The following is a 17,272-nucleotide window of genomic DNA, read 5'->3' on the forward strand; positions in this document are numbered from 1 at the left end:
CCGACTGACGCGCGCGGCCCGTCGGCCGCGCGGTAGCCGGCCGTCGCGCGACGCGTCAGACGTCGTCGCCCGGCCGGCGCATCCATTCACGCCAGCCGTCGTGGCTGAGGCGGCGCAGCGTTTCCTGGTTTTTCTCGTAGATCGCGGACGCGTCCGGAAACGCGTCGACCGCGCGCGCGATGCTGTCCTCGCGCAGCAGGTGCAGGATCGGATACGGCGCGCGGTTCGTGTAGTTCTCGATGTCGTCGGCTTCGCTGCCTTCGAACCGGTACTCGGGATGGAAGCTCGCGATCTGCAGCACACCGTCGAGCCGCAACTGCTGCACGAGCCGCTCGGCGAAGAACAGCGCATCGTTGTAGTCGACGAAATCCGCGAACGCGCGCGGATAGATCACGAGCGTCGTGTCGACCTGCTGCGGATCCGCCGCCTCGAGTGCGCGCAGCTCGGTTTCGAGGTCGGCGAGTGCGTCCTCGAGCGTCGTCGCTTCACTGATCGCATAGCGCACCTGTTCCTTCACATAGACGCTTTTCGCGAACGGGCACAGATTGAGTCCGATCACCGCGCGCGCGAGCCAGTGCCGCGTGGCGGCGAGGATGTCGTCGTGCGAGTCGGGGCGGGTGTCTGTCATGGCGAAGGCAATCGGGCGAAGCGGCAGCGAGGGCCGCATTGTAGCTGGAGCGGATCGGCGGAGTTCGGGCGTGCGCCGCCCGTCACGCGCAGCCGGCCTCGATCAGCTGCGTGACCAGCGCGGGCGCGGTGCCGATCGGCGTTTCGCCGTGCCGGTACGTCTGGCTGGCCGCGTAGATGCCTTCGACCACCAGCGCGAGCGCATCGGCGAGCGCTTGCGGCTGGCGTGCGCCGGCGCTTTCGCACAACGCGACGAGCCGCTTCATCAGCTGTTCCTTGTTCTGCGCGACGCGCTCGCGCGCCGGGTGCGACGCATCGGGGAATTCGGCCGCGACGTTGACGAACGGGCAGCCGCGATAGTCCTTCTGCGTCGCGCGCTCTGCGAGGTCGACGAAATACTGGATCAACTGCGCCTTCGGCTGGCCCGGATGCTTCGCGATGCTCGAATCGAAACGCGCGAAGAAGCACGCATCCATCCGTTCCAGATACGCGAGGATCAGCTCGTCCTTCGACGAGAACTGGCGGTACAGGCTCATCTTGTTGACGCCCGCCCGTTCCACGACCGCCTCGACACCGACCGCGCGCACCCCTTCCTTGTAAAACAGCTCCTCGGCGGCGCGCAGCAGATGTTCGTGCGCCGCGGCCGCGGCGATCGGCCGGCGCGTGCGGCGTGCCGGCGGCTTGTTGACGGCCTCGATGCCCGACATGATGACCCTCGACTGCGTGATGGAATTGCTTGACATGTTACCGACTGGTCACTACGATCGCAACAAACTTGTGACCGAGCGGTAACAATGCCGAGCGGATCAACAGACAAATGCCACGTATCGGCCCGGGTCAGCCGATGCAGCGTGCGGCGGAGGTGGCCTGGTGGTGAGGCGGGCGGGCGCGCGGGCGCCGGGCCGGCAACTGGAGAGCGACAACATGAATTGGGCGGTGACACGAATCGGCGGGCGCTTCCACTACGGATGGCTCGCGGCGGCGGTGGTTTTCCTGATCCTGCTGGCGGCGGCCGGCACGCGCGCGACACCGAGCGTGCTGATGGTGCCGCTCGAGCGCGAACTCGGCTGGAGCCGCGCGACGATTTCGCTGGCGATATCGGTGAACATCGCGCTGTACGGCCTGACGGGCCCGTTCGCGGCCGCGGCGATGCAGCGTTTCGGGCTGCGGCCGACGATCCTGACCGCGCTGGTGACGATGGGCGCGGGCGTCGCGCTGTCGTCGATGATGACGCAGAGCTGGCAGATGGTCGTGATCTGGGGGCTGATGGTCGGCTGCTCGACCGGCGTCGTCGCGTTGACGCTGTCCGCGACCTTCGTCACGCGCTGGTTCCATGCGCGGCGCGGCCTCGTGATGGGCATCCTGACCGCGAGCACGGCCACCGGCCAGCTCGTGTTCCTGCCAATGCTCGCGGCCATCGCGCAGCGCCACGGCTGGCGGCCGGTCGTGCTCGTCGTCGCGGTCGCGGCCGCGATCGTGATTCCGCTGGTCGCGTTCCTGCTGCCCGAGCGGCCGGCCGACGTGCAGCTGCGCCCGTACGGCGAGCCGGCCGATGCGCCGGCCGCGCCCGACGCGACGAAGGAGAACCCGCTCGCGGTCGCGTTCCGCACGCTGCTGATGGCGAGCCGCTCGCGCGACTTCTGGCTGTTGTTCTTCAGCTTCTTCATCTGCGGCGCGAGCACCAACGGCTATGTCGGCACGCACCTGATCGCGATGTGCAGCGACTACGGGATGACCGAAGTGCAGGGCGCGTCGCTGCTCGCCGCGATGGGCGTGTTCGACCTGTTCGGCACGACGCTGTCGGGCTGGCTGTCCGACCGCTACGACAACCGCGTGCTGCTGTTCTGGTACTACGGGCTGCGCGGGCTGTCGCTGATCTACCTGCCGCATGCGTTCGGCATCGATTTCTTCGGGCTGCCGCTGTTCGCGATGTTCTACGGGCTCGACTGGATCGCGACCGTGCCGCCGACCGTGCGGCTCGCCACCGATGTGTTCGGCAAGGCCGCGGCGCCGGTCGTGTTCGGCTGGATCGTCGCCGGCCACCAGCTCGGCGCGGCATTCGCGGCGCTCGGCGCGGGGTTGCTGCGTGCGAGCCTCGGCACCTATACGATCGCGTCGATGATCTCGGGCGGGCTCTGCATCGTCGGCGCGCTGATCGTGCTGCGAATCAACCGCGGCCCGTCCCGCGCCGCCGCGCAGGCCGCCTGAGCGGCGCTTCGGCTGGCCCGTGCGCGGCTGCGCGGCCGGGGCGGCCGCGTCGACGAAGCCGAGCCGTCGTTCCGAGGCGGGACGGCAGACGCGGCTTCCCCTGGCCGAACGGAAGTTGGGCGGCCGGTCAATGCAGGATCGGTGATTTGCATTGCGCGGGACGATCGGGCGCGTGATGGCTCAAGCGGTTATGCTTGCGGTTCGGCGCGCGTTCGCGCCCCTTCATCGATGTCAGCGAGGAACCGCATGTCTGTCAAACCTGCTCCCACCACTGTTTCGATTCACGAACTGATCGCGGGCCGCTGGAGCCCGCGCGCGTATTCGGACGAGCCCATCAGCGCCGCCGATCTGCACGCGGTGCTCGAAGCCGCGCGCTGGGCGCCGTCCGCGTACAACGCGCAGCCGTGGCGCTTCATCGTATTCGATCGCACGCGGGACGAAGCGGCGTTCAAGCGCGCATTCGCGACGCTGGTGCCGTTCAACCAGGCGTGGAACGCGCCGGCGCCGGTGCTGATCGCCGTGACTTCGCACACGCTCACGCCGAAGGGCGAGCCGGCGTCGACCGCGCTGTACGACGCGGGCGCCGCTGCGATGTCGCTGGTGCTGCAGGCGCACGCGCTGGGCCTTGCCGCGCACCAGATGAGCGGCTTCGACGCGAAGGCGTTCCGCGACGCGTTCGAGATTCCGGCCGACGTCGCCATTCCGGCGCTCATCTCGCTCGGCCACTACGGCAACGTCGACAAGCTCGATCCGGTGCTGCGCGACCGCGAAAAGGCGCCCCGCACGCGTCACGCGCTCGGCGAGGTCGTCTATGCGGGTGCATGGAAGAAGGGTTTCGAAGCGGCAGCCTGATTCCCCGGGCAGGCGGCGGGATGCGTTTGGCCCCCGGCCGCACCTGTCGTCCCTGACGCGCCTGCCGGCGCGCCCCCTCTGCGCCCCCGGGCCGGTTGCGCCGTACCGCTGGCCGGCCCCGGTTGTGATCCGGCGGGCTTCATGTTAAAAAGCCCGTCCTTTCCGTTTTCCGCGCCGGCCATGCTGCGGCACCTTCCGATGACTTACTGCGCGATCGATTTCGGCACGTCCAATTCCGCCGTGGCGCTGCCCGACGGCGATGGAATGCGCCTCGCGCCCGTCGAGGGCGACCACCTGACGCTGCCCACCGCGATCTTCTTCAACAACGACGAGCAGACGGTCGAATACGGCCGCGCGGCGCTCGCGTCGTATATCGACGGTTTCGACGGCCGGCTGATGCGCTCGATGAAGAGCATCCTCGGCTCGCCGCTCGCGGAAACCACGACCGATCTCGGCGACGGCAGCGCGATGGCGTACACGGAGATCATCGCGCGCTTCCTGACGCACCTGAAGCGCAAGGCCGAGGCACGCGCGGGCGCGCCGATCGGCCGCGCGGTGCTCGGCCGGCCGGTGTTCTTCGTCGACGAGGATCCGCGCGCCGACCGCCTCGCGCAGGACCAGCTCGAAGCGGCCGCGCGGTCGGTCGGTTTCACCGACGTGCATTTCCAGTACGAACCGATCGCGGCCGCGTTCGACTACGAGTCGCGCCAGCAGGCCGAACGGCTCGTGCTGGTTGCCGACATCGGCGGCGGTACGTCGGACTTCTCGCTCGTGCGGGTCGGGCCGGAGCGGATGGCGCGCCTCGAGCGCAAGGACGACGTGCTCGCGCACCACGGCGTGCACGTCGCCGGCACCGATTACGACCGCCGCGTCGAGCTGGCGGCGATCCTGCCGGCGTTCGGCTATCGCGCGCTCGATCCCGAGGGGCGCGAACTGCCGAACCGGATCTACTTCGACCTGGCGACCTGGCACCTGATCAACACGGTCTACACGCCGAAGCGGCTGGGCGAGCTGAAGCTGATGAAGCACCTGTACCAGGATGGGCGGCAGTACGACCGACTCACCCGCGTGGTCGAGCAGCGGCTCGGGCATGCGCTGATGGCACGCGCGGAAGAGGCGAAGATCGGCGTGGCGGCGGGCGGGGAGACGATGATCGACCTGAACGACGTGGAAGAGGATCTGCAGATCGCGTTCGACGCCGAACGCCTCGTCGAGGCGAGCGTCGACGACACCGCGCGCATCGTCGACGCCGCGCGCGAAACGGTGCGGCTGGCGGGCGTTGCGCCGCGCGACCTCGGCGCGCTGTATTTCACCGGCGGCTCGACCGGGCTCGCGTTTCTGTCGGGTGCGCTCGCCGGCGCATTTCCGGACGCGCAGCCGGTGTTCGGCGATCGCCTCGCCAGCGTCGCGACGGGGCTCGGCATTCACGCGCAGCGGCTGTTCGGCTGAACGAAGATAAGCCGGACGGGCAGCGGCAGCATCACTGCCGCGCCATAAAACAAAAAGCCCCGCCGAAGCGGGGCTTTTTTACACGAAATAATCGCGCCGAACTTAGACCGGACGGATGTTCGCAGCTTGCAGACCCTTCGGGCCCGTCTTCACTTCGAATTCAACCTTCTGGTTTTCTTGCAGCGTCTTGAAGCCTTCGACGCGGATTTCCGAGAAGTGCGCGAACAGATCGTCGCCGCCGCCTTCCGGGGTAATGAAGCCGAAGCCCTTTGCGTCATTGAACCACTTGACGGTACCGGTTGCCATGTTACTTATTCCTAAAAAGATAAAACGGGGCCGAGGCCCATGGGGTGCGGAAAATCAAGGAAGGGGGTAATAGGACCAACCGGAGTACCGTTGATGGGCGAACTACGAAAGAACCAATTCACTCGCCGCTTGAAATCCTGCAACGTTGTTTATACGGCTAATCGCTCACGCGGTCAACCGGATTTCCATACACTCAGGGTTATTGCGGAGTTCAGGTTTACAAACCTTGCAAGCGACGCGAATTTTTTGTAGGGGACGAACGATTTTGGCGCCATCTTGCAGGTGCAACCGTTAAACTACGCGCCGCTGGAGGGGTTGCCCTGATCGGGTAATCCCTCCCCCCAAAATGACGCGCGCGGCGCTGTCCGAGCCGATCCCGGACAGCTGGCCGACCACGCTTTTTGAGACACAGGAGAGGATGTGAAGAGTTCTATTCAACGGAACATCGGCCCGTTTGCACTGATGCTGACGGGACTGGGTTCGATTATCGGCTCGGGCTGGCTGTTCGGCGCCTGGAAGGCCGCGAAGATCGCCGGTCCGGCGGCGATCTGCGCATGGATCATCGGCGCGGTCGTGATTCTCGCGATTGCGCTGACGTACGCTGAACTGGGCGCGATGTTCCCCGAGTCCGGCGGCATGGTGCGCTATGCGCGCTACTCGCATGGTTCGCTGGTGGGCTTCATCAGCGCATGGGCGAACTGGATCGCGATCGTCTCGGTGATCCCGATCGAGGCCGAAGCATCGATCCAGTACATGAGCACGTGGCCGTATCCTTGGGCGCACGCGTTGTTCGTGAACGGCGAGTTGACGACACCAGGCCTGCTGCTGTCGGCCGTGCTGGTCGTGATCTATTTCATGCTGAACTACTGGGGCGTCAAGGCCTTCGCGCGGGCGAACACCGCGATCACGATCTTCAAGTTCCTGATCCCCGGCCTCACGATCCTCGGCCTGATGCTGGCGAGCTTCCACTCGGAGAACCTCGGCACCGCATCGAACGCGAGCTTCGCGCCGTACGGCTGGTCGGCCGTGCTGACCGCGGTCTCGACGAGCGGCATCGTGTTCGCGTTCAACGGCTTCCAGAGCCCGGTGAACCTGGCCGGCGAAGCGCGCGATCCGTCGCGCAGCGTGCCGTTCGCGGTGATCACGTCGATCCTGCTGGCACTCGTGATCTATGTGCTGCTGCAGATGGCGTACATCGGCTCGGTGAATCCGGTCGACGTCGCGAAGGGCTGGGAGCACTTCAACTTCTCGTCGCCGTTCGCGGAACTCGCGATCGCGCTGAACCTGAACTGGCTCGCGATCCTGCTGTATGTCGACGCGTTCGTCAGCCCGAGCGGTACCGGCACGACCTACATGGCGACGACCACCCGGATGATCTACGCGATGGAGCGCAACAACACGATGCCGAAGATGTTCGGCAACGTGCACCCGATCTACGGCGTGCCGCGCCAGGCGATGTGGTTCAACCTGCTCGTGTCGTTCGTCTTCCTGTTCTTCTTCCGCGGCTGGAGCTCGCTCGCGGCGGTGATCTCGGTGGCGACGGTGATTTCGTACCTGACCGGCCCGATCAGCCTGATGGCGCTGCGCCGCGCGGCGACCGACATCGAGCGTCCGCTGTCGATTCCGCTGATGAAGCTGATCGCACCGTTCGCGTTCGTCTGCGCATCGCTGATCCTGTACTGGGCGAAGTGGCCGCTGACGGGCGAGATCATCCTGCTGATGATCGTCGCGCTGCCGGTGTACTTCTTCTTCCAGGCCAAGTCCGGCTGGAGCGGCTGGGGCGCCGACCTGAAGGCCGCATGGTGGCTGGTCGCGTACCTGCCGACGATGGCCGTGCTGTCGCTGATCGGCAGCAAGGAGTTCGGCGGCCATGGTCTGATGCCGTACGGCTGGGACATGGTGATCGTCGCGGCGATCTCGCTGGTGTTCTACTTCTGGGGCGTGAACACGGGCTACCGGACCCAATATCTCGACGAGCGCGAAGCGCACGACGAGATCCTCGAAGGGGTCGGTGTCTGACGCCTGACCTGCCACCGGAATCGGCGGTGGCGGAAAGCGCATAAAAGCCCGTCCGAGCGATGCTCGGGCGGGCTTTTTGTTTGGGGCGCGCCGGTTGTGCCGGTTCCGTTGGGCTCAGACGGCCGCGCTCGTGAACACGTAATTCGTCATCGCGAGCACGCGTTGATACGTGCCGAGGGACTGGATGCCGAGCCGGTAATCGTCATCGGCCGCACCCAGCGCGGTGAACACCGGCAGCAGGTGTTCGTCGGTCGGATGCATCAGCACCGCGTGCGGTGCCTGGCGGCGATAGTCGAGCAGCGCGTCGACATCGCGCGCGGCGAGCTTCGCCTCGAACCAGTCGGTGAACTCCGCGACGCGCGGGTCCGCATCCTCGGGCGCCGCGCCGAAATCCGCGGCGCGCAGGTTGTGCGTGATCTGGCCCGAGCCGATCACCATCACGCCTTCGTCGCGCAGCGGCCGCAGCGCGCGACCGAGCGCGAAGTGATGGGCGGCGTCCGCGCGCGGCTGAATCGACAATTGCGCGACCGGCACGTCGGCTTCCGGGAACATCAGCAGCATCGGCACCCACGCGCCGTGATCGAGGCCGTGCTCGGTCGTCGCGGTCGCGATGCCGGCCGCGTTCAGCAGCGCGGCCGCCCGCTCGGCGACCTCGGGCGCGCCCGGGGCCGGATAGCGGATCTCGTACAGCGCACGCGGGAAGCCATGGAAGTCGTGGATCGTTTCCGGATGCGCGGCCACGCTCGCGACCGGCTGCTGCGTGCCCCAGTGTGCGGACAGCATCAGCACCGCACGCGGGCGCGGCAATTCGGCACCGAGGTGCGTGAACGCGCCGGACGGCAGCGTCGGGTCGATCGGCAGCGTCGGCGCGCCGTGGGACAGGTAAAGCGAAGGCAAGCGGTTCATGGTGGGGAGCCTGCAAAAGGGTTTGCCTGTGACTATAGGCGCGCACCACGCATTGATAAATCGGCCGCGAGGAATTTAATTGAATCGTGCTGGTTGTTAATGCGGGTGCTTCCGCGTGCTCGAGGGGAGGCGGCAGCTTGAAATGGCCGGATCGAGCCGGAAGGCGGCTGAATCGACGAAGATGCGTGAAGAACGGCGCGGAAGCGCCGGCGAGCAGCTTACTGCGCGGGCCGGATGCCGGCCCATGGCGTCGTCATCGGCGCACTGAGCGCGAACAGGTCGAGGACGCGCGTGACCGTCTGGTCGACGAGTTCCTCGATCGTCTTCGGCATCGCGTAGAACGCGGGCAGCGGCGGGAACACGATGCCGCCCATTTCGGTCACGGCGGTCATGTTGCGCAGATGCGCGAGGTTGAACGGCGTTTCGCGCACCATCAGCACGAGACGGCGGCGTTCCTTCAGCGTGACGTCGGCCGCGCGCGTGATCAGGTTGTCCGACAGCCCGTGCGCGACGCTCGCAAGCGTCTTCATCGAGCAGGGTGCGATCACCATTCCGTCGGTCGCGAACGAGCCCGACGCGATCGTCGCGCCGACATCGCGCACCGAATGCACGACATCCGCACGGCTTTCGACCTCGGCCTTTGTCAGCTTCAGTTCATGCTGGATATTGAGCCAGCCGGCGTTCGAAACGAGCAGATGCGTTTCGACGCCGCCGGCGGCGCGCAGCAATTCGAGCAGCCGCACGCCGTAGACCGCGCCGGTGGCGCCGGTGATCGCGACGATCAGCCGGCGTGGCGGCGCGCTGGGAGATGCCATCGGGAAGGGGACGTTACGCGGCAGCGAACAGTTGCTGGAGTTCGCCCGACTGGTACATCTCCATCATGATGTCCGAGCCGCCGACGAATTCACCCTTCACGTACAGCTGCGGGATGGTCGGCCAGTTCGAGAATTCCTTGATGCCCTGGCGGATTTCGTCGTCTTCCAGCACGTTGACCGTCTTGAACTGGTCGACGCCGCAGGCTTTCAGCACCTGCACGGCGCGGCCCGAGAAGCCGCACATCGGGAATTGCGCGTTGCCCTTCATGAAGAGCACGACCTGGTTTTCGTCGACGATTTGCTTGATACGTTGTTGGGTGTCCATGACTGACCTTGCGTTTGCGGGGCGTTAGATCGAAATGATAGCGGATTTCAACCGGGCGAGCCGGCCATCAGCCGGGCCGGCGGCCGCCGGTCGTGCGTTCGATCGCGGCCAGATCGGCGAGCGATTCGACCGCGACGAAGCCGCGCGACACGAGTAGCGCGCGCACGGCTTCGGCCTGGTCATAGCCATGCTCGATCCAGAGCGTGCCGCCCGGTTTCAGGAAAGCGCCGGCGCCTGCGACGATCGTGCGGATCGCGCTCAGGCCGTCGGCGTCGTCGGTGAGCGCGCCGCGCGGCTCGAAACGCAGGTCGCCCAGCGCGAGGTGCGGATCGTGCTGCGCAATGTACGGTGGGTTGCTGACGATCGTGTCGAACGCGAGCACCGGATCGAGCGCCGCATACCAGTCGCTCTGCAGCCAGTGCAGCGGGCCGCCGGGGCGGCGCGCGTCGAGCAGCTTGTCCGCGTTGCGCCGGGCGACGTCGAGCGCGGCAGGCGACCGGTCGAGCGCCCATACGCGTGCGTCGGGCCGTTCCGCCGCGATCGACACGGCGATCGCGCCGCTGCCGGTGCCGAGATCGAGCACGGCCGGATGCGGCCGACCGTCGATCGCGTCGAGCGCGGCTTCGACGAGCAGTTCGGTTTCCGGGCGCGGAATCAGCACGTCGGGCGTCACATCGAACGGCCGGCCGAAGAATTCGCGCATCCCGACGAGCTGCGCGACCGGCTCGCCGGCCACGCGGCGCGCTTCGAGCGCGCGGTAGCGCTCGATCGACGCGGGCTCGAGCGGGGCATCGCCGCGCGTGATCAGCTGCGTGCGGGTCCAGCCGAGCGCGTGCGCGAGCAGCACGCGCGCATCGACCGCGTCGAGCGGCGACGCGCGCAGCAGATCGTCGGCGGTGGTGTCGGGCATCGCGGCCTCAGTCGGTATCGCCGAGCGACGCGAGCAGTTCGGCCTGGTGCTCTGTGACGAGCGCGCCGATCAGTTCGTCGAGATCGCCGTCCATCAGCGCCTCGAGCCGGTACAGCGTCAGGTTGATCCGGTGGTCGGTCATCCGGCCTTGCGGGAAGTTGTACGTGCGGATCCGTTCCGAGCGGTCGCCCGAGCCGATCAGGCTCTTGCGCGTCGCCGCTTCCTTCGCGTGCTGCTCGTGATACTGCTTGTCCTTGATGCGCGCGGCGAGCACCTTCAGCGCGCGGTCCTTGTTCTTGTGCTGCGAACGGTCGTCCTGGCACTCGACGACGATCCCGGTCGGGATGTGCGTGACGCGCACCGCCGAATCGGTCTTGTTGATGTGCTGGCCACCCGCGCCCGACGCGCGGAACGTGTCGATCCGCAGGTCGGCCGGATTGATCTCGACCTCGCCGATCTCGTCGGCTTCCGGCATCACCGCCACCGTGCAGGCGGACGTGTGGATGCGCCCCTGCGTTTCGGTGGCCGGCACGCGTTGCACGCGATGGCCGCCCGACTCGAACTTCAGGCGCGAGTACGCGCCCTGGCCGGCGATCCGCACGATCACTTCCTTGTAGCCGCCGAGATCCGACGCGCTTTCCGACATCATCTCGACCTGCCAGCGCTGGCGCTCCGCGAAGCGCAGGTACATGCGCAGCAGATCGCCTGCGAACAGCGCCGATTCGTCGCCGCCGGCGCCCGCGCGGATTTCGAGGAAGATGTTGCGATCGTCGTTCGGGTCCTTCGGCAGCAGCATCTTCTGCAATTCGGCTTCGAGGCGGACCATGCGCTCACGTGCGCTGCGAATCTCGTCTTCGGCGAAATCGCGCATCGATGCATCGGCGAGCAGTTCCTGTGCGGCCGTCTCGTCGTTGCGCGACTGGCGCCACAGCGCATACTGCTCGACGACCGGGCCGAGTTCCGCGTGTTCGCGCGTGAGCCTGCGGTACTGGTCGAGGTCGGCCGTGACGTTTTCACGGCTCAACAGGTCGTTCAGTTCGGCCAGCCGGGTAGACAGCTGGTCGAGCTTGCGTTGCATGCTCGTCTTCATGGTGTGGAGCGGCGCTCCCGGGCAAAAGGGGTATTCGGAAAGGATAGGCCGGCTCGCGGCCGACGGCAGGGCAACCGGGCGGCGCTAGTGGCCGGACTGGTCGTTCGAGCGCGGCGCGTGCTGGTAGAAGCCGCGCATCAGGTCGATCAGCGAATCGCGATCGGCGCCGTTGACGCGGTTGAGCGCGCTCGTCGGGCCGTGGATCAGCTTGTTGGTGAGCGCCTGCGACAGCGCTTCGAGGACGGCGGCCGGATCGTCGCCGCGGGCGAGCAGCTTCTGCGCTTTCTCGACTTCCGCACGGCGCAGCGCGTCGGCCTGCGTATGCATGTGACGAATCACCGGCACGACGCTGCGCGTGTCGAGCCATTGCATGAAATTCTGTACGCGCGTCTCGATGATCGTCTCGGCCTGCGCGACCGCGGCCTGACGCGATGCGTTGCCTTCGCGCACGATCGCGCCGAGATCGTCGACGGTGTAGAGGAATACGTCCTTCAGCTTGCCGACTTCCGGCTCGATGTCGCGCGGCACCGCGAGGTCGACCATGAAGATCGGCCGGTGGCGGCGCGCCTTCACCGCGCGCTCGACCGCGCCGAGGCCGATGATCGGCAGCGTCGACGCGGTGCACGACACGATGATGTCGAACTCGTGCATCCGCGTGGGCAGCTCCGACAGCGGCATCGCGCGGCCGTTGAAGCGTTCGGCGAGCCGCTGGCCGCGTTCGGCCGTGCGGTTCGCGATCACGAGCTCGCGCGGGCTCTGCGCGGCGAAGTGCGTCGCGCACAGCTCGATCATTTCGCCGGCGCCGATGAACAGCACGCGCTGATCCGACACCGTTTCGAAGATGCGCTGCGCGAGACGCACCGCGGCGGCGGCCATCGACACCGATTGCGCGCCGATCTCGGTCGTGCCGCGCACTTCCTTCGCGACGGCGAACGTGCGCTGGAACAGCTGGTTCAGATAGGTGCCGAGTGCGCCGGCTTCCGTCGCGGTGCGCACGGCGTCCTTCATCTGGCCCAGAATCTGCGTTTCGCCCAGCACCATCGAATCGAGGCCCGACGCGACGCGGAATGCGTGCCGGACGGCTTCCGACTGTGGCAGCGCGTAGACGTGCGGCGCGAGTTCGTCGACGGGAATCCGGTGGTACTCCGACAACCAGCGAATCGCTCCCTCGCGTGCGGCCCGATCGTCGGTCGCGCAATAGAGTTCGGTGCGGTTGCAGGTGGAGAGGATCGCCGCTTCCGGCGCATTGGGCGCGTGCGGGCCGAGGAACACGTTCTTGAACGTGACGAGAGCCGGCTTGATTTGCTCGAGCGGAAACGCCACGCGTTCGCGCAGGGCGACAGGCGCAGTGTGGTGGTTGATTCCGATCGTGAGGAGTTGCATATCGAGGGCTATCGTTTAGCCCCATATTATAGCGTTTCAGCGATTTCCTCACTCGCGGCATACCGGGCATCAGCGTGGCGTGGCCTCGAATTTGGGGGCTCGATCGGCACGCGGTCGAGCTGATAGCCGTAGCCGTAGAGCGGCAGAAGCCGGTAGCCGTGCTCCGGAAGCAACTGCAGCTTGCTGCGCAGCCGGGATGCGTGGGTGTCGAGCGTGCGCGACTTCATGTCGCGCCGGCGCGCCCAGACGGTTTCGAGGATATGGGCGCGCGACACGGGCCGGGACAGATTCGCGAACAGCAGCTGCGCGAAGCGGAACTCCTTCGGCGTGAGTGCGACGACCGCGTCGCCGAAGCGCACGAGGCTGTGGGTCGCGTCGAATGCGTATTCTCCGAACATTTCTCGGGAGCGATTCGGCGGCCGCCGGACGCCGGCGCGCCGGCTCAGCGCATTGACCCTTGCAAGCAGCTCGGGCCCGCTCACCGGGCGCACGAGGCAGTCGTCGGCGCCCGCGTGCAGGCACGACACGACCTCGCTTTCGCGCGGCAACTGCATCACGGCGATGGCCGGCAGCCCGGGCAGGATCGCCTGCGCCCGCGGAATGACTTCCTCGGCGGGCTGATCGCCGGCCCAGTTGCCGGTGATCAGCATGTCGCAGGTATCGGTGGCGAGCCACTCGAAGAATGCCGCGCTGGACGGAAACGCGTGGCACACATGACCGCCGGCGAAGAGCAGGCGGTTCAGGAGCGCAGCATGACGTGCCTCCGGCTCGATCAGGGCGATTCGCATGAGGATTTCTTCAATACGGCTGCCGGTGCGCGCTTGCCATAACGTCGGGTCGGCCCCTACACTCGAATGTTCGCGGCGCCCGGCTGACTCGGGTTCGATGGATGAATCGATGCTAGCCGCTGGCAACGTTCACGCCTATGGGACGAATCTGAATTTATAGAAGGCGTCGAATGAACTGGTTTGGAATCCTTGTCCTGGGAGCGGCCGTCGGGCTGTTCGGCCGGTGGCTGCATCCGATGCGGCGCACGGGCCGGCCGGCATGGTGGATCGTGGTGCTGGTCGGCATCGCGGGGGCCGCCGCCGCGCGCATGGCCGGCAACCTCTCTGGACTGTTTTACGATGGCGAAACGCTCGAATGGCCGGTCTGCACCGGCGTCGCGTTCCTCGCCGTAGCCGTGACGGTCGCCCTGTCGGCCCGTCGCGAAAGCGCTCAGGTGAAATCATGAATGCCCGTCTCCCCGAAGTCTCGCCGGTGCCGGCCCGCCTCGCGCTGCTGCGCGGCGCGATGGTCCGCGAGGATCTGGCCGCCTATCTCGTGCCGTCCGCCGATCCGCACCTGTCCGAGTACCTGCCCGAGCGCTGGCAGGCGCGCCGCTGGCTGTCCGGTTTCACGGGCTCGGTCGGCACGCTGGTCGTGACCGCGGATTTCGCGGGCTTGTGGGTCGACAGCCGTTACTGGGTGCAGGCCGAGGCCGAACTCGCCGGCACGGGCGTCCAGCTGATGAAGATGACGGGCGGGCAGCAGAGCGCGCCCCACGTCGACTGGCTCGCGCAGAACGTGCCGGCCGGTGCGACGGTCGGCGTCGACGGCGCCGTGCTCGGCGTCACGGCGGCACGTGCGCTGACGGCCGCGCTGAGCGCGCGCGGCATCGCGCTGCGCACCGATCTCGACCTGCTCGACGCGATCTGGCCGGAGCGCCCGGGGTTGCCGGGCGACGCGGTGTTCGAGCACCTGGCGCCGCAGGCCGACACGACGCGCGCGAGCAAGCTCGCCGAAGTGCGCCGCGCGATGCACGCGCAGGGCGCGCAATGGCATTTCGTGTCGACGCTCGACGATCTCGCGTGGTTGTTCAACCTGCGCGGCGCCGACGTCAACTTCAATCCCGTGTTCGTCGCGCACGCGCTGATCGGCGCCGATCGCGCGACGCTGTTCGTCGCCGACGGCAAGGTGTCGCCGGCGCTGGCCGCGTCGCTCGCGCGGGACGGCGTCGAGGTCCGCGCATACGACGCCGTGCACGCGTCGCTCGCGGCGCTGCCCGACGGCGCGACGCTGCTGATCGATCCGCGCCGCGTGACGTTCGGCACGCTCGAGGCCGTGCCGGCCAGCGTGAAGCTGATCGAGGCGGTGAACCCGTCGACGTTCGCGAAGTCGCGCAAGACGTCCGCCGAGATCGAGCACGTGCGCGTGACGATGGAGCACGACGGCGCCGCGCTTGCCGAATTCTTCGCGTGGTTCGAGCAGGCGGTGAACCGCGAGACCATCACCGAGCTGACGATCGACGAGCAACTCACGGCCGCGCGCGCACGGCGCCCCGGCTACGTGTCGCCGAGCTTCGCCACCATCGCCGGCTTCAACGCGAACGGCGCGATGCCGCACTATCGCGCAACGCCCGAGTCGCACGCGACGATCGCCGGCGACGGCCTGCTGCTCGTCGATTCGGGCGGCCAGTACACGACCGGCACCACCGACATCACGCGCGTCGTGCCGGTCGGCACGCTCAGCGACCTGCAGCGCCGCGATTTCACGATCGTGCTGAGGTCGATGATGGCGCTGTCGCGCGCACGCTTCCCGCGCGGCATCCGCTCGCCGATGCTCGATGCGATCGCGCGCGCGCCGATGTGGGCGGCCGGGCTCGACTACGGCCACGGCACCGGCCACGGCGTCGGCTACTTCCTGAACGTGCACGAGGGCCCGCAGGTCATCTCGCACTACGCGCCGGCCGAGCCGCACACGGCGATGGAAGAAGGGATGATCACGTCGATCGAGCCGGGCGTGTACCGGCCCGGCAAGTGGGGCATCCGGATCGAGAACCTGGTCGTGAACCGCGCGGGCGGGCAGACCGAGTTCGGCGACTTCCTCGCGTTCGAGACGCTCACGTTGTGCCCGATCGACACGCGCTGCGTGCTCGTCGAGATGCTGCATGAAGAAGAGCGCGCGTGGCTGAACGCGTATCACGCGACCGTGCGCGAGCGTGTCGGCCGGCACGTGAGCGGCGACGCGAAGGCGTGGCTCGACGCGCGCACGCAGCCGATCTGACGCAATACGCAATACGCGATACCGGCCGGCACGTCGGCCGGACCATGACCAAGAGGGCAACCGATGGCAGACACCGCAGTGATCGTGATCGACATGCAGCGCGGGCTGGTGCAGCGGGCGAGGCCCGCGTACCGGCTCGACGACGTCGTATCGGGCATCAACCGGCTGACGGCGGCGGCGCGCGCGGCCCACGCGCCCGTGTGCTTCGTGCAGCACGACGGCGATGCGGACGACGACATCGTGCCCGGCACGCCCGGCTGGGAACTGCACGAAGCGTTGATCGTCGGAGGCGCCGACTGGCGCATTCGCAAGCAGGTGAGCGATGCGTTCCACGACACGTCGCTCGCCGCGCAGCTCGACGGGCACGGTGTCCGTTCGGTGCTGATCTGCGGCTATGCGACCGAGTTCTGCGTCGATTCGGCCGCCCGCCGCGCGGCACTGCTCGGCTACCGGACGACCGTCGTCTCCGATCTGCACACGACGAACGAGCGCACGCACCTGTCGGCCGCGCAGATCGTCGCGCATCATCACTTCGTGTGGGAAAACAATACGCTGTCGGGTAACGCGGTGCGCCCGCGCCCGCTCGCGGACGTGCTTGCAACGGAGTTCGCATGACGATCAAGGCCGTGGTGTTCGATTTCGGCGGCGTGCTGATCGACTGGAGCCCCGACTATCTGTACCGGCAACTGATTCCGGACGAAACCGAGCGTCGCTGGTTCCTCACGCACGTGTGTGCGATGGACTGGGTGATCCGCCAGGACGGCGGGCAGACGATCGACGACGGAACGAGCGAGCTCGTCGCGAAGTTTCCGGAGCACGAGGCGCTGATCCGCGCGTTCTATGCACGCTGGCACGAGATGATCGGCGGCGTGCTCGACGAAGGCGCCGCGCTCGTCGACCGCCTCGACGCGCAAGGGATGCCGCTCTTCGGGTTGACCAACTGGTCCGCGCAGACCTTTCCGTATGCATGGGACAACTTCCCGGTGCTGCGGCGCTTCAAGGACATCGTCGTGTCGGGCCGCGTGAAGCTCGTGAAACCCGATCCGGCGATCTATCGCGAAATGCACGCGCGGATCGATCCGCATCTGCCGGGCATCGCGCCGCACGAGCTCGTGTTTATCGACGACAACGCGGGGAACGCGGCGGCCGCGACGGCGCTCGGCTGGCATGGCATTCATCACACGAGCGCGGCCGCGACCGAGGCGCGCCTGCGTGAACTGGGCGCGCTCGCGTAGGCGGCCGAACGGCAGCCGGACAAAAAAAGCGGGCCAACGGCCCGCTTTTTCGTTTTGCCGATCCGGTGGCGGCCGCTTTCGGCATCCGGCCCACGTTGCCGC

The 17,272-nt window shown here is 67.4% G+C and carries 18 protein-coding genes; 8 read left to right on the top strand and 10 right to left on the bottom strand.

What is annotated here, in order from left to right; all coding sequences use genetic code 11:
- Positions 1-55 precede the first annotated feature (55 nt).
- Together ACP26O_RS02190 and ACP26O_RS02195 are read right to left on the bottom strand one after the other, a co-directional pair.
- A complete protein-coding gene (locus tag ACP26O_RS02190) occupies positions 56-628 on the bottom strand; it encodes a DUF1415 domain-containing protein (protein ID WP_175665982.1) in 573 nt (190 codons plus the stop codon).
- An 82-nt stretch (positions 629-710) separates the two neighbouring features.
- Positions 711-1,334, bottom strand: a complete 624-nt coding sequence (locus ACP26O_RS02195) for a TetR/AcrR family transcriptional regulator (protein WP_175666041.1) — start codon at positions 1,332-1,334, stop codon at positions 711-713.
- Positions 1,335-1,551: 217 nt separating this feature from the next.
- On the opposite strand from ACP26O_RS02195, the gene ACP26O_RS02200 reads away from it, so the two are divergent.
- The 3 genes from ACP26O_RS02200 to ACP26O_RS02210 all read left to right on the top strand — a co-directional run bounded on the left by ACP26O_RS02200 (position 1,552) and on the right by ACP26O_RS02210 (position 5,136).
- Positions 1,552-2,835 (top strand): MFS transporter, encoded by a 1,284-nt coding sequence (locus ACP26O_RS02200; protein ID WP_105834596.1) that lies wholly within the window; start codon positions 1,552-1,554, stop codon positions 2,833-2,835.
- 246 nt (positions 2,836-3,081) lie between these two features.
- Entirely contained in the window at positions 3,082-3,687 is a 606-nt protein-coding gene (locus ACP26O_RS02205; protein WP_175665981.1) for a nitroreductase family protein, read from the top strand.
- Positions 3,688-3,885: 198 nt separating this feature from the next.
- Positions 3,886-5,136 carry an Hsp70 family protein gene (locus ACP26O_RS02210; RefSeq protein WP_175657431.1) on the top strand — a complete coding sequence of 417 codons (1,251 nt, stop codon included), beginning with the start codon at positions 3,886-3,888 and terminating at the stop codon, positions 5,134-5,136.
- Between the two features lie 102 nt (positions 5,137-5,238).
- Here ACP26O_RS02210 and ACP26O_RS02215 read toward each other — a convergent pair whose 3' ends face one another.
- Positions 5,239-5,442, bottom strand: a complete 204-nt coding sequence (locus ACP26O_RS02215; protein WP_006477070.1) for a cold-shock protein — start codon at positions 5,440-5,442, stop codon at positions 5,239-5,241.
- Positions 5,443-5,862: 420 nt separating this feature from the next.
- On the opposite strand from ACP26O_RS02215, the gene ACP26O_RS02220 reads away from it, so the two are divergent.
- Positions 5,863-7,461, top strand: a complete 1,599-nt coding sequence (locus tag ACP26O_RS02220) for an APC family permease (protein ID WP_011655847.1) — start codon at positions 5,863-5,865, stop codon at positions 7,459-7,461.
- Positions 7,462-7,575: 114 nt separating this feature from the next.
- Here ACP26O_RS02220 and ACP26O_RS02225 read toward each other — a convergent pair whose 3' ends face one another.
- The 7 genes from ACP26O_RS02225 to ACP26O_RS02255 form a co-directional block, all read right to left on the bottom strand.
- Positions 7,576-8,367, bottom strand: coding sequence for a DODA-type extradiol aromatic ring-opening family dioxygenase (locus ACP26O_RS02225; RefSeq protein ID WP_175665980.1), 792 nt, complete (start codon positions 8,365-8,367; stop codon positions 7,576-7,578).
- Positions 8,368-8,585: 218 nt separating this feature from the next.
- Positions 8,586-9,182, bottom strand: a complete 597-nt coding sequence (locus ACP26O_RS02230; RefSeq protein WP_011655849.1) for a UbiX family flavin prenyltransferase — start codon at positions 9,180-9,182, stop codon at positions 8,586-8,588.
- A gap of 13 nt (positions 9,183-9,195) precedes the next feature.
- On the bottom strand, positions 9,196-9,507 hold the full coding sequence (gene grxD, locus ACP26O_RS02235; RefSeq protein ID WP_006753626.1) for a Grx4 family monothiol glutaredoxin: 312 nt from the start codon (positions 9,505-9,507) through the stop codon (positions 9,196-9,198).
- A gap of 67 nt (positions 9,508-9,574) precedes the next feature.
- Entirely contained in the window at positions 9,575-10,417 is an 843-nt protein-coding gene (prmC, locus tag ACP26O_RS02240; RefSeq protein ID WP_175665979.1) for a peptide chain release factor N(5)-glutamine methyltransferase, read from the bottom strand.
- Between the two features lie 7 nt (positions 10,418-10,424).
- Positions 10,425-11,507 carry a peptide chain release factor 1 gene (gene prfA / locus ACP26O_RS02245; protein WP_006755622.1) on the bottom strand — a complete coding sequence of 361 codons (1,083 nt, stop codon included), beginning with the start codon at positions 11,505-11,507 and terminating at the stop codon, positions 10,425-10,427.
- An 84-nt stretch (positions 11,508-11,591) separates the two neighbouring features.
- On the bottom strand, positions 11,592-12,890 hold the full coding sequence (gene hemA, locus ACP26O_RS02250; RefSeq protein WP_175665978.1) for a glutamyl-tRNA reductase: 1,299 nt from the start codon (positions 12,888-12,890) through the stop codon (positions 11,592-11,594).
- Positions 12,891-12,916: 26 nt separating this feature from the next.
- The gene (locus ACP26O_RS02255) at positions 12,917-13,678 is read right to left on the bottom strand and encodes a response regulator transcription factor (RefSeq protein WP_011655852.1); all 762 of its coding nucleotides are present in this window, start codon (positions 13,676-13,678) and stop codon (positions 12,917-12,919) included.
- Positions 13,679-13,848: 170 nt separating this feature from the next.
- On the opposite strand from ACP26O_RS02255, the gene ACP26O_RS02260 reads away from it, so the two are divergent.
- The 4 genes from ACP26O_RS02260 (at position 13,849) to ACP26O_RS02275 (ending at position 17,170) form a co-directional block, all read left to right on the top strand.
- On the top strand, positions 13,849-14,124 hold the full coding sequence (locus tag ACP26O_RS02260; protein WP_006755625.1) for a hypothetical protein: 276 nt from the start codon (positions 13,849-13,851) through the stop codon (positions 14,122-14,124).
- Positions 14,121-15,935, top strand: coding sequence for an aminopeptidase P family protein (locus ACP26O_RS02265; protein WP_175665977.1), 1,815 nt, complete (start codon positions 14,121-14,123; stop codon positions 15,933-15,935). The genes ACP26O_RS02260 and ACP26O_RS02265 overlap by 4 nt, the downstream gene beginning before the upstream one ends.
- 63 nt (positions 15,936-15,998) lie before the next feature.
- On the top strand, positions 15,999-16,550 hold the full coding sequence (locus ACP26O_RS02270; RefSeq protein ID WP_175665976.1) for a cysteine hydrolase family protein: 552 nt from the start codon (positions 15,999-16,001) through the stop codon (positions 16,548-16,550).
- The gene (locus ACP26O_RS02275) at positions 16,547-17,170 is read left to right on the top strand and encodes an HAD family hydrolase (RefSeq protein WP_175665975.1); all 624 of its coding nucleotides are present in this window, start codon (positions 16,547-16,549) and stop codon (positions 17,168-17,170) included. Before ACP26O_RS02270 ends, ACP26O_RS02275 begins: the two co-directional genes overlap by 4 nt.
- The last annotated feature ends 102 nt before the right edge of the window (positions 17,171-17,272 follow it).

The sequence above is a fragment of the Burkholderia sp. R-40 genome (assembly GCF_049942845.1).
In the GTDB taxonomy this organism is placed as follows: Bacteria; Pseudomonadota; Gammaproteobacteria; order Burkholderiales; family Burkholderiaceae; genus Burkholderia; species Burkholderia ambifaria.

Bases quoted from the DNA above. Each gene is read 5' to 3' on its own strand.
- ACP26O_RS02190 (WP_175665982.1), bottom strand. From the start codon at position 628: ATGACAGACACCCGCCCCGACTCGCACGACGACATCCTCGCCGCCACG.
- ACP26O_RS02195 (WP_175666041.1), bottom strand. From the start codon at position 1,334: ATGTCGGGCATCGAGGCCGTCAACAAGCCGCCGGCACGCCGCACGCGC.
- ACP26O_RS02200 (WP_105834596.1), top strand. From the start codon at position 1,552: ATGAATTGGGCGGTGACACGAATCGGCGGGCGCTTCCACTACGGATGG.
- ACP26O_RS02205 (WP_175665981.1), top strand. From the start codon at position 3,082: ATGTCTGTCAAACCTGCTCCCACCACTGTTTCGATTCACGAACTGATC.
- ACP26O_RS02210 (WP_175657431.1), top strand. From the start codon at position 3,886: ATGACTTACTGCGCGATCGATTTCGGCACGTCCAATTCCGCCGTGGCG.
- ACP26O_RS02215 (WP_006477070.1), bottom strand. From the start codon at position 5,442: ATGGCAACCGGTACCGTCAAGTGGTTCAATGACGCAAAGGGCTTCGGC.
- ACP26O_RS02225 (WP_175665980.1), bottom strand. From the start codon at position 8,367: ATGAACCGCTTGCCTTCGCTTTACCTGTCCCACGGCGCGCCGACGCTG.
- ACP26O_RS02230 (WP_011655849.1), bottom strand. From the start codon at position 9,182: ATGGCATCTCCCAGCGCGCCGCCACGCCGGCTGATCGTCGCGATCACC.
- grxD (WP_006753626.1), bottom strand. From the start codon at position 9,507: ATGGACACCCAACAACGTATCAAGCAAATCGTCGACGAAAACCAGGTC.
- prmC (WP_175665979.1), bottom strand. From the start codon at position 10,417: ATGCCCGACACCACCGCCGACGATCTGCTGCGCGCGTCGCCGCTCGAC.
- prfA (WP_006755622.1), bottom strand. From the start codon at position 11,507: ATGAAGACGAGCATGCAACGCAAGCTCGACCAGCTGTCTACCCGGCTG.
- hemA (WP_175665978.1), bottom strand. From the start codon at position 12,890: ATGCAACTCCTCACGATCGGAATCAACCACCACACTGCGCCTGTCGCC.
- ACP26O_RS02255 (WP_011655852.1), bottom strand. From the start codon at position 13,678: ATGCGAATCGCCCTGATCGAGCCGGAGGCACGTCATGCTGCGCTCCTG.
- ACP26O_RS02260 (WP_006755625.1), top strand. From the start codon at position 13,849: ATGAACTGGTTTGGAATCCTTGTCCTGGGAGCGGCCGTCGGGCTGTTC.
- ACP26O_RS02265 (WP_175665977.1), top strand. From the start codon at position 14,121: ATGAATGCCCGTCTCCCCGAAGTCTCGCCGGTGCCGGCCCGCCTCGCG.
- ACP26O_RS02270 (WP_175665976.1), top strand. From the start codon at position 15,999: ATGGCAGACACCGCAGTGATCGTGATCGACATGCAGCGCGGGCTGGTG.
- ACP26O_RS02275 (WP_175665975.1), top strand. From the start codon at position 16,547: ATGACGATCAAGGCCGTGGTGTTCGATTTCGGCGGCGTGCTGATCGAC.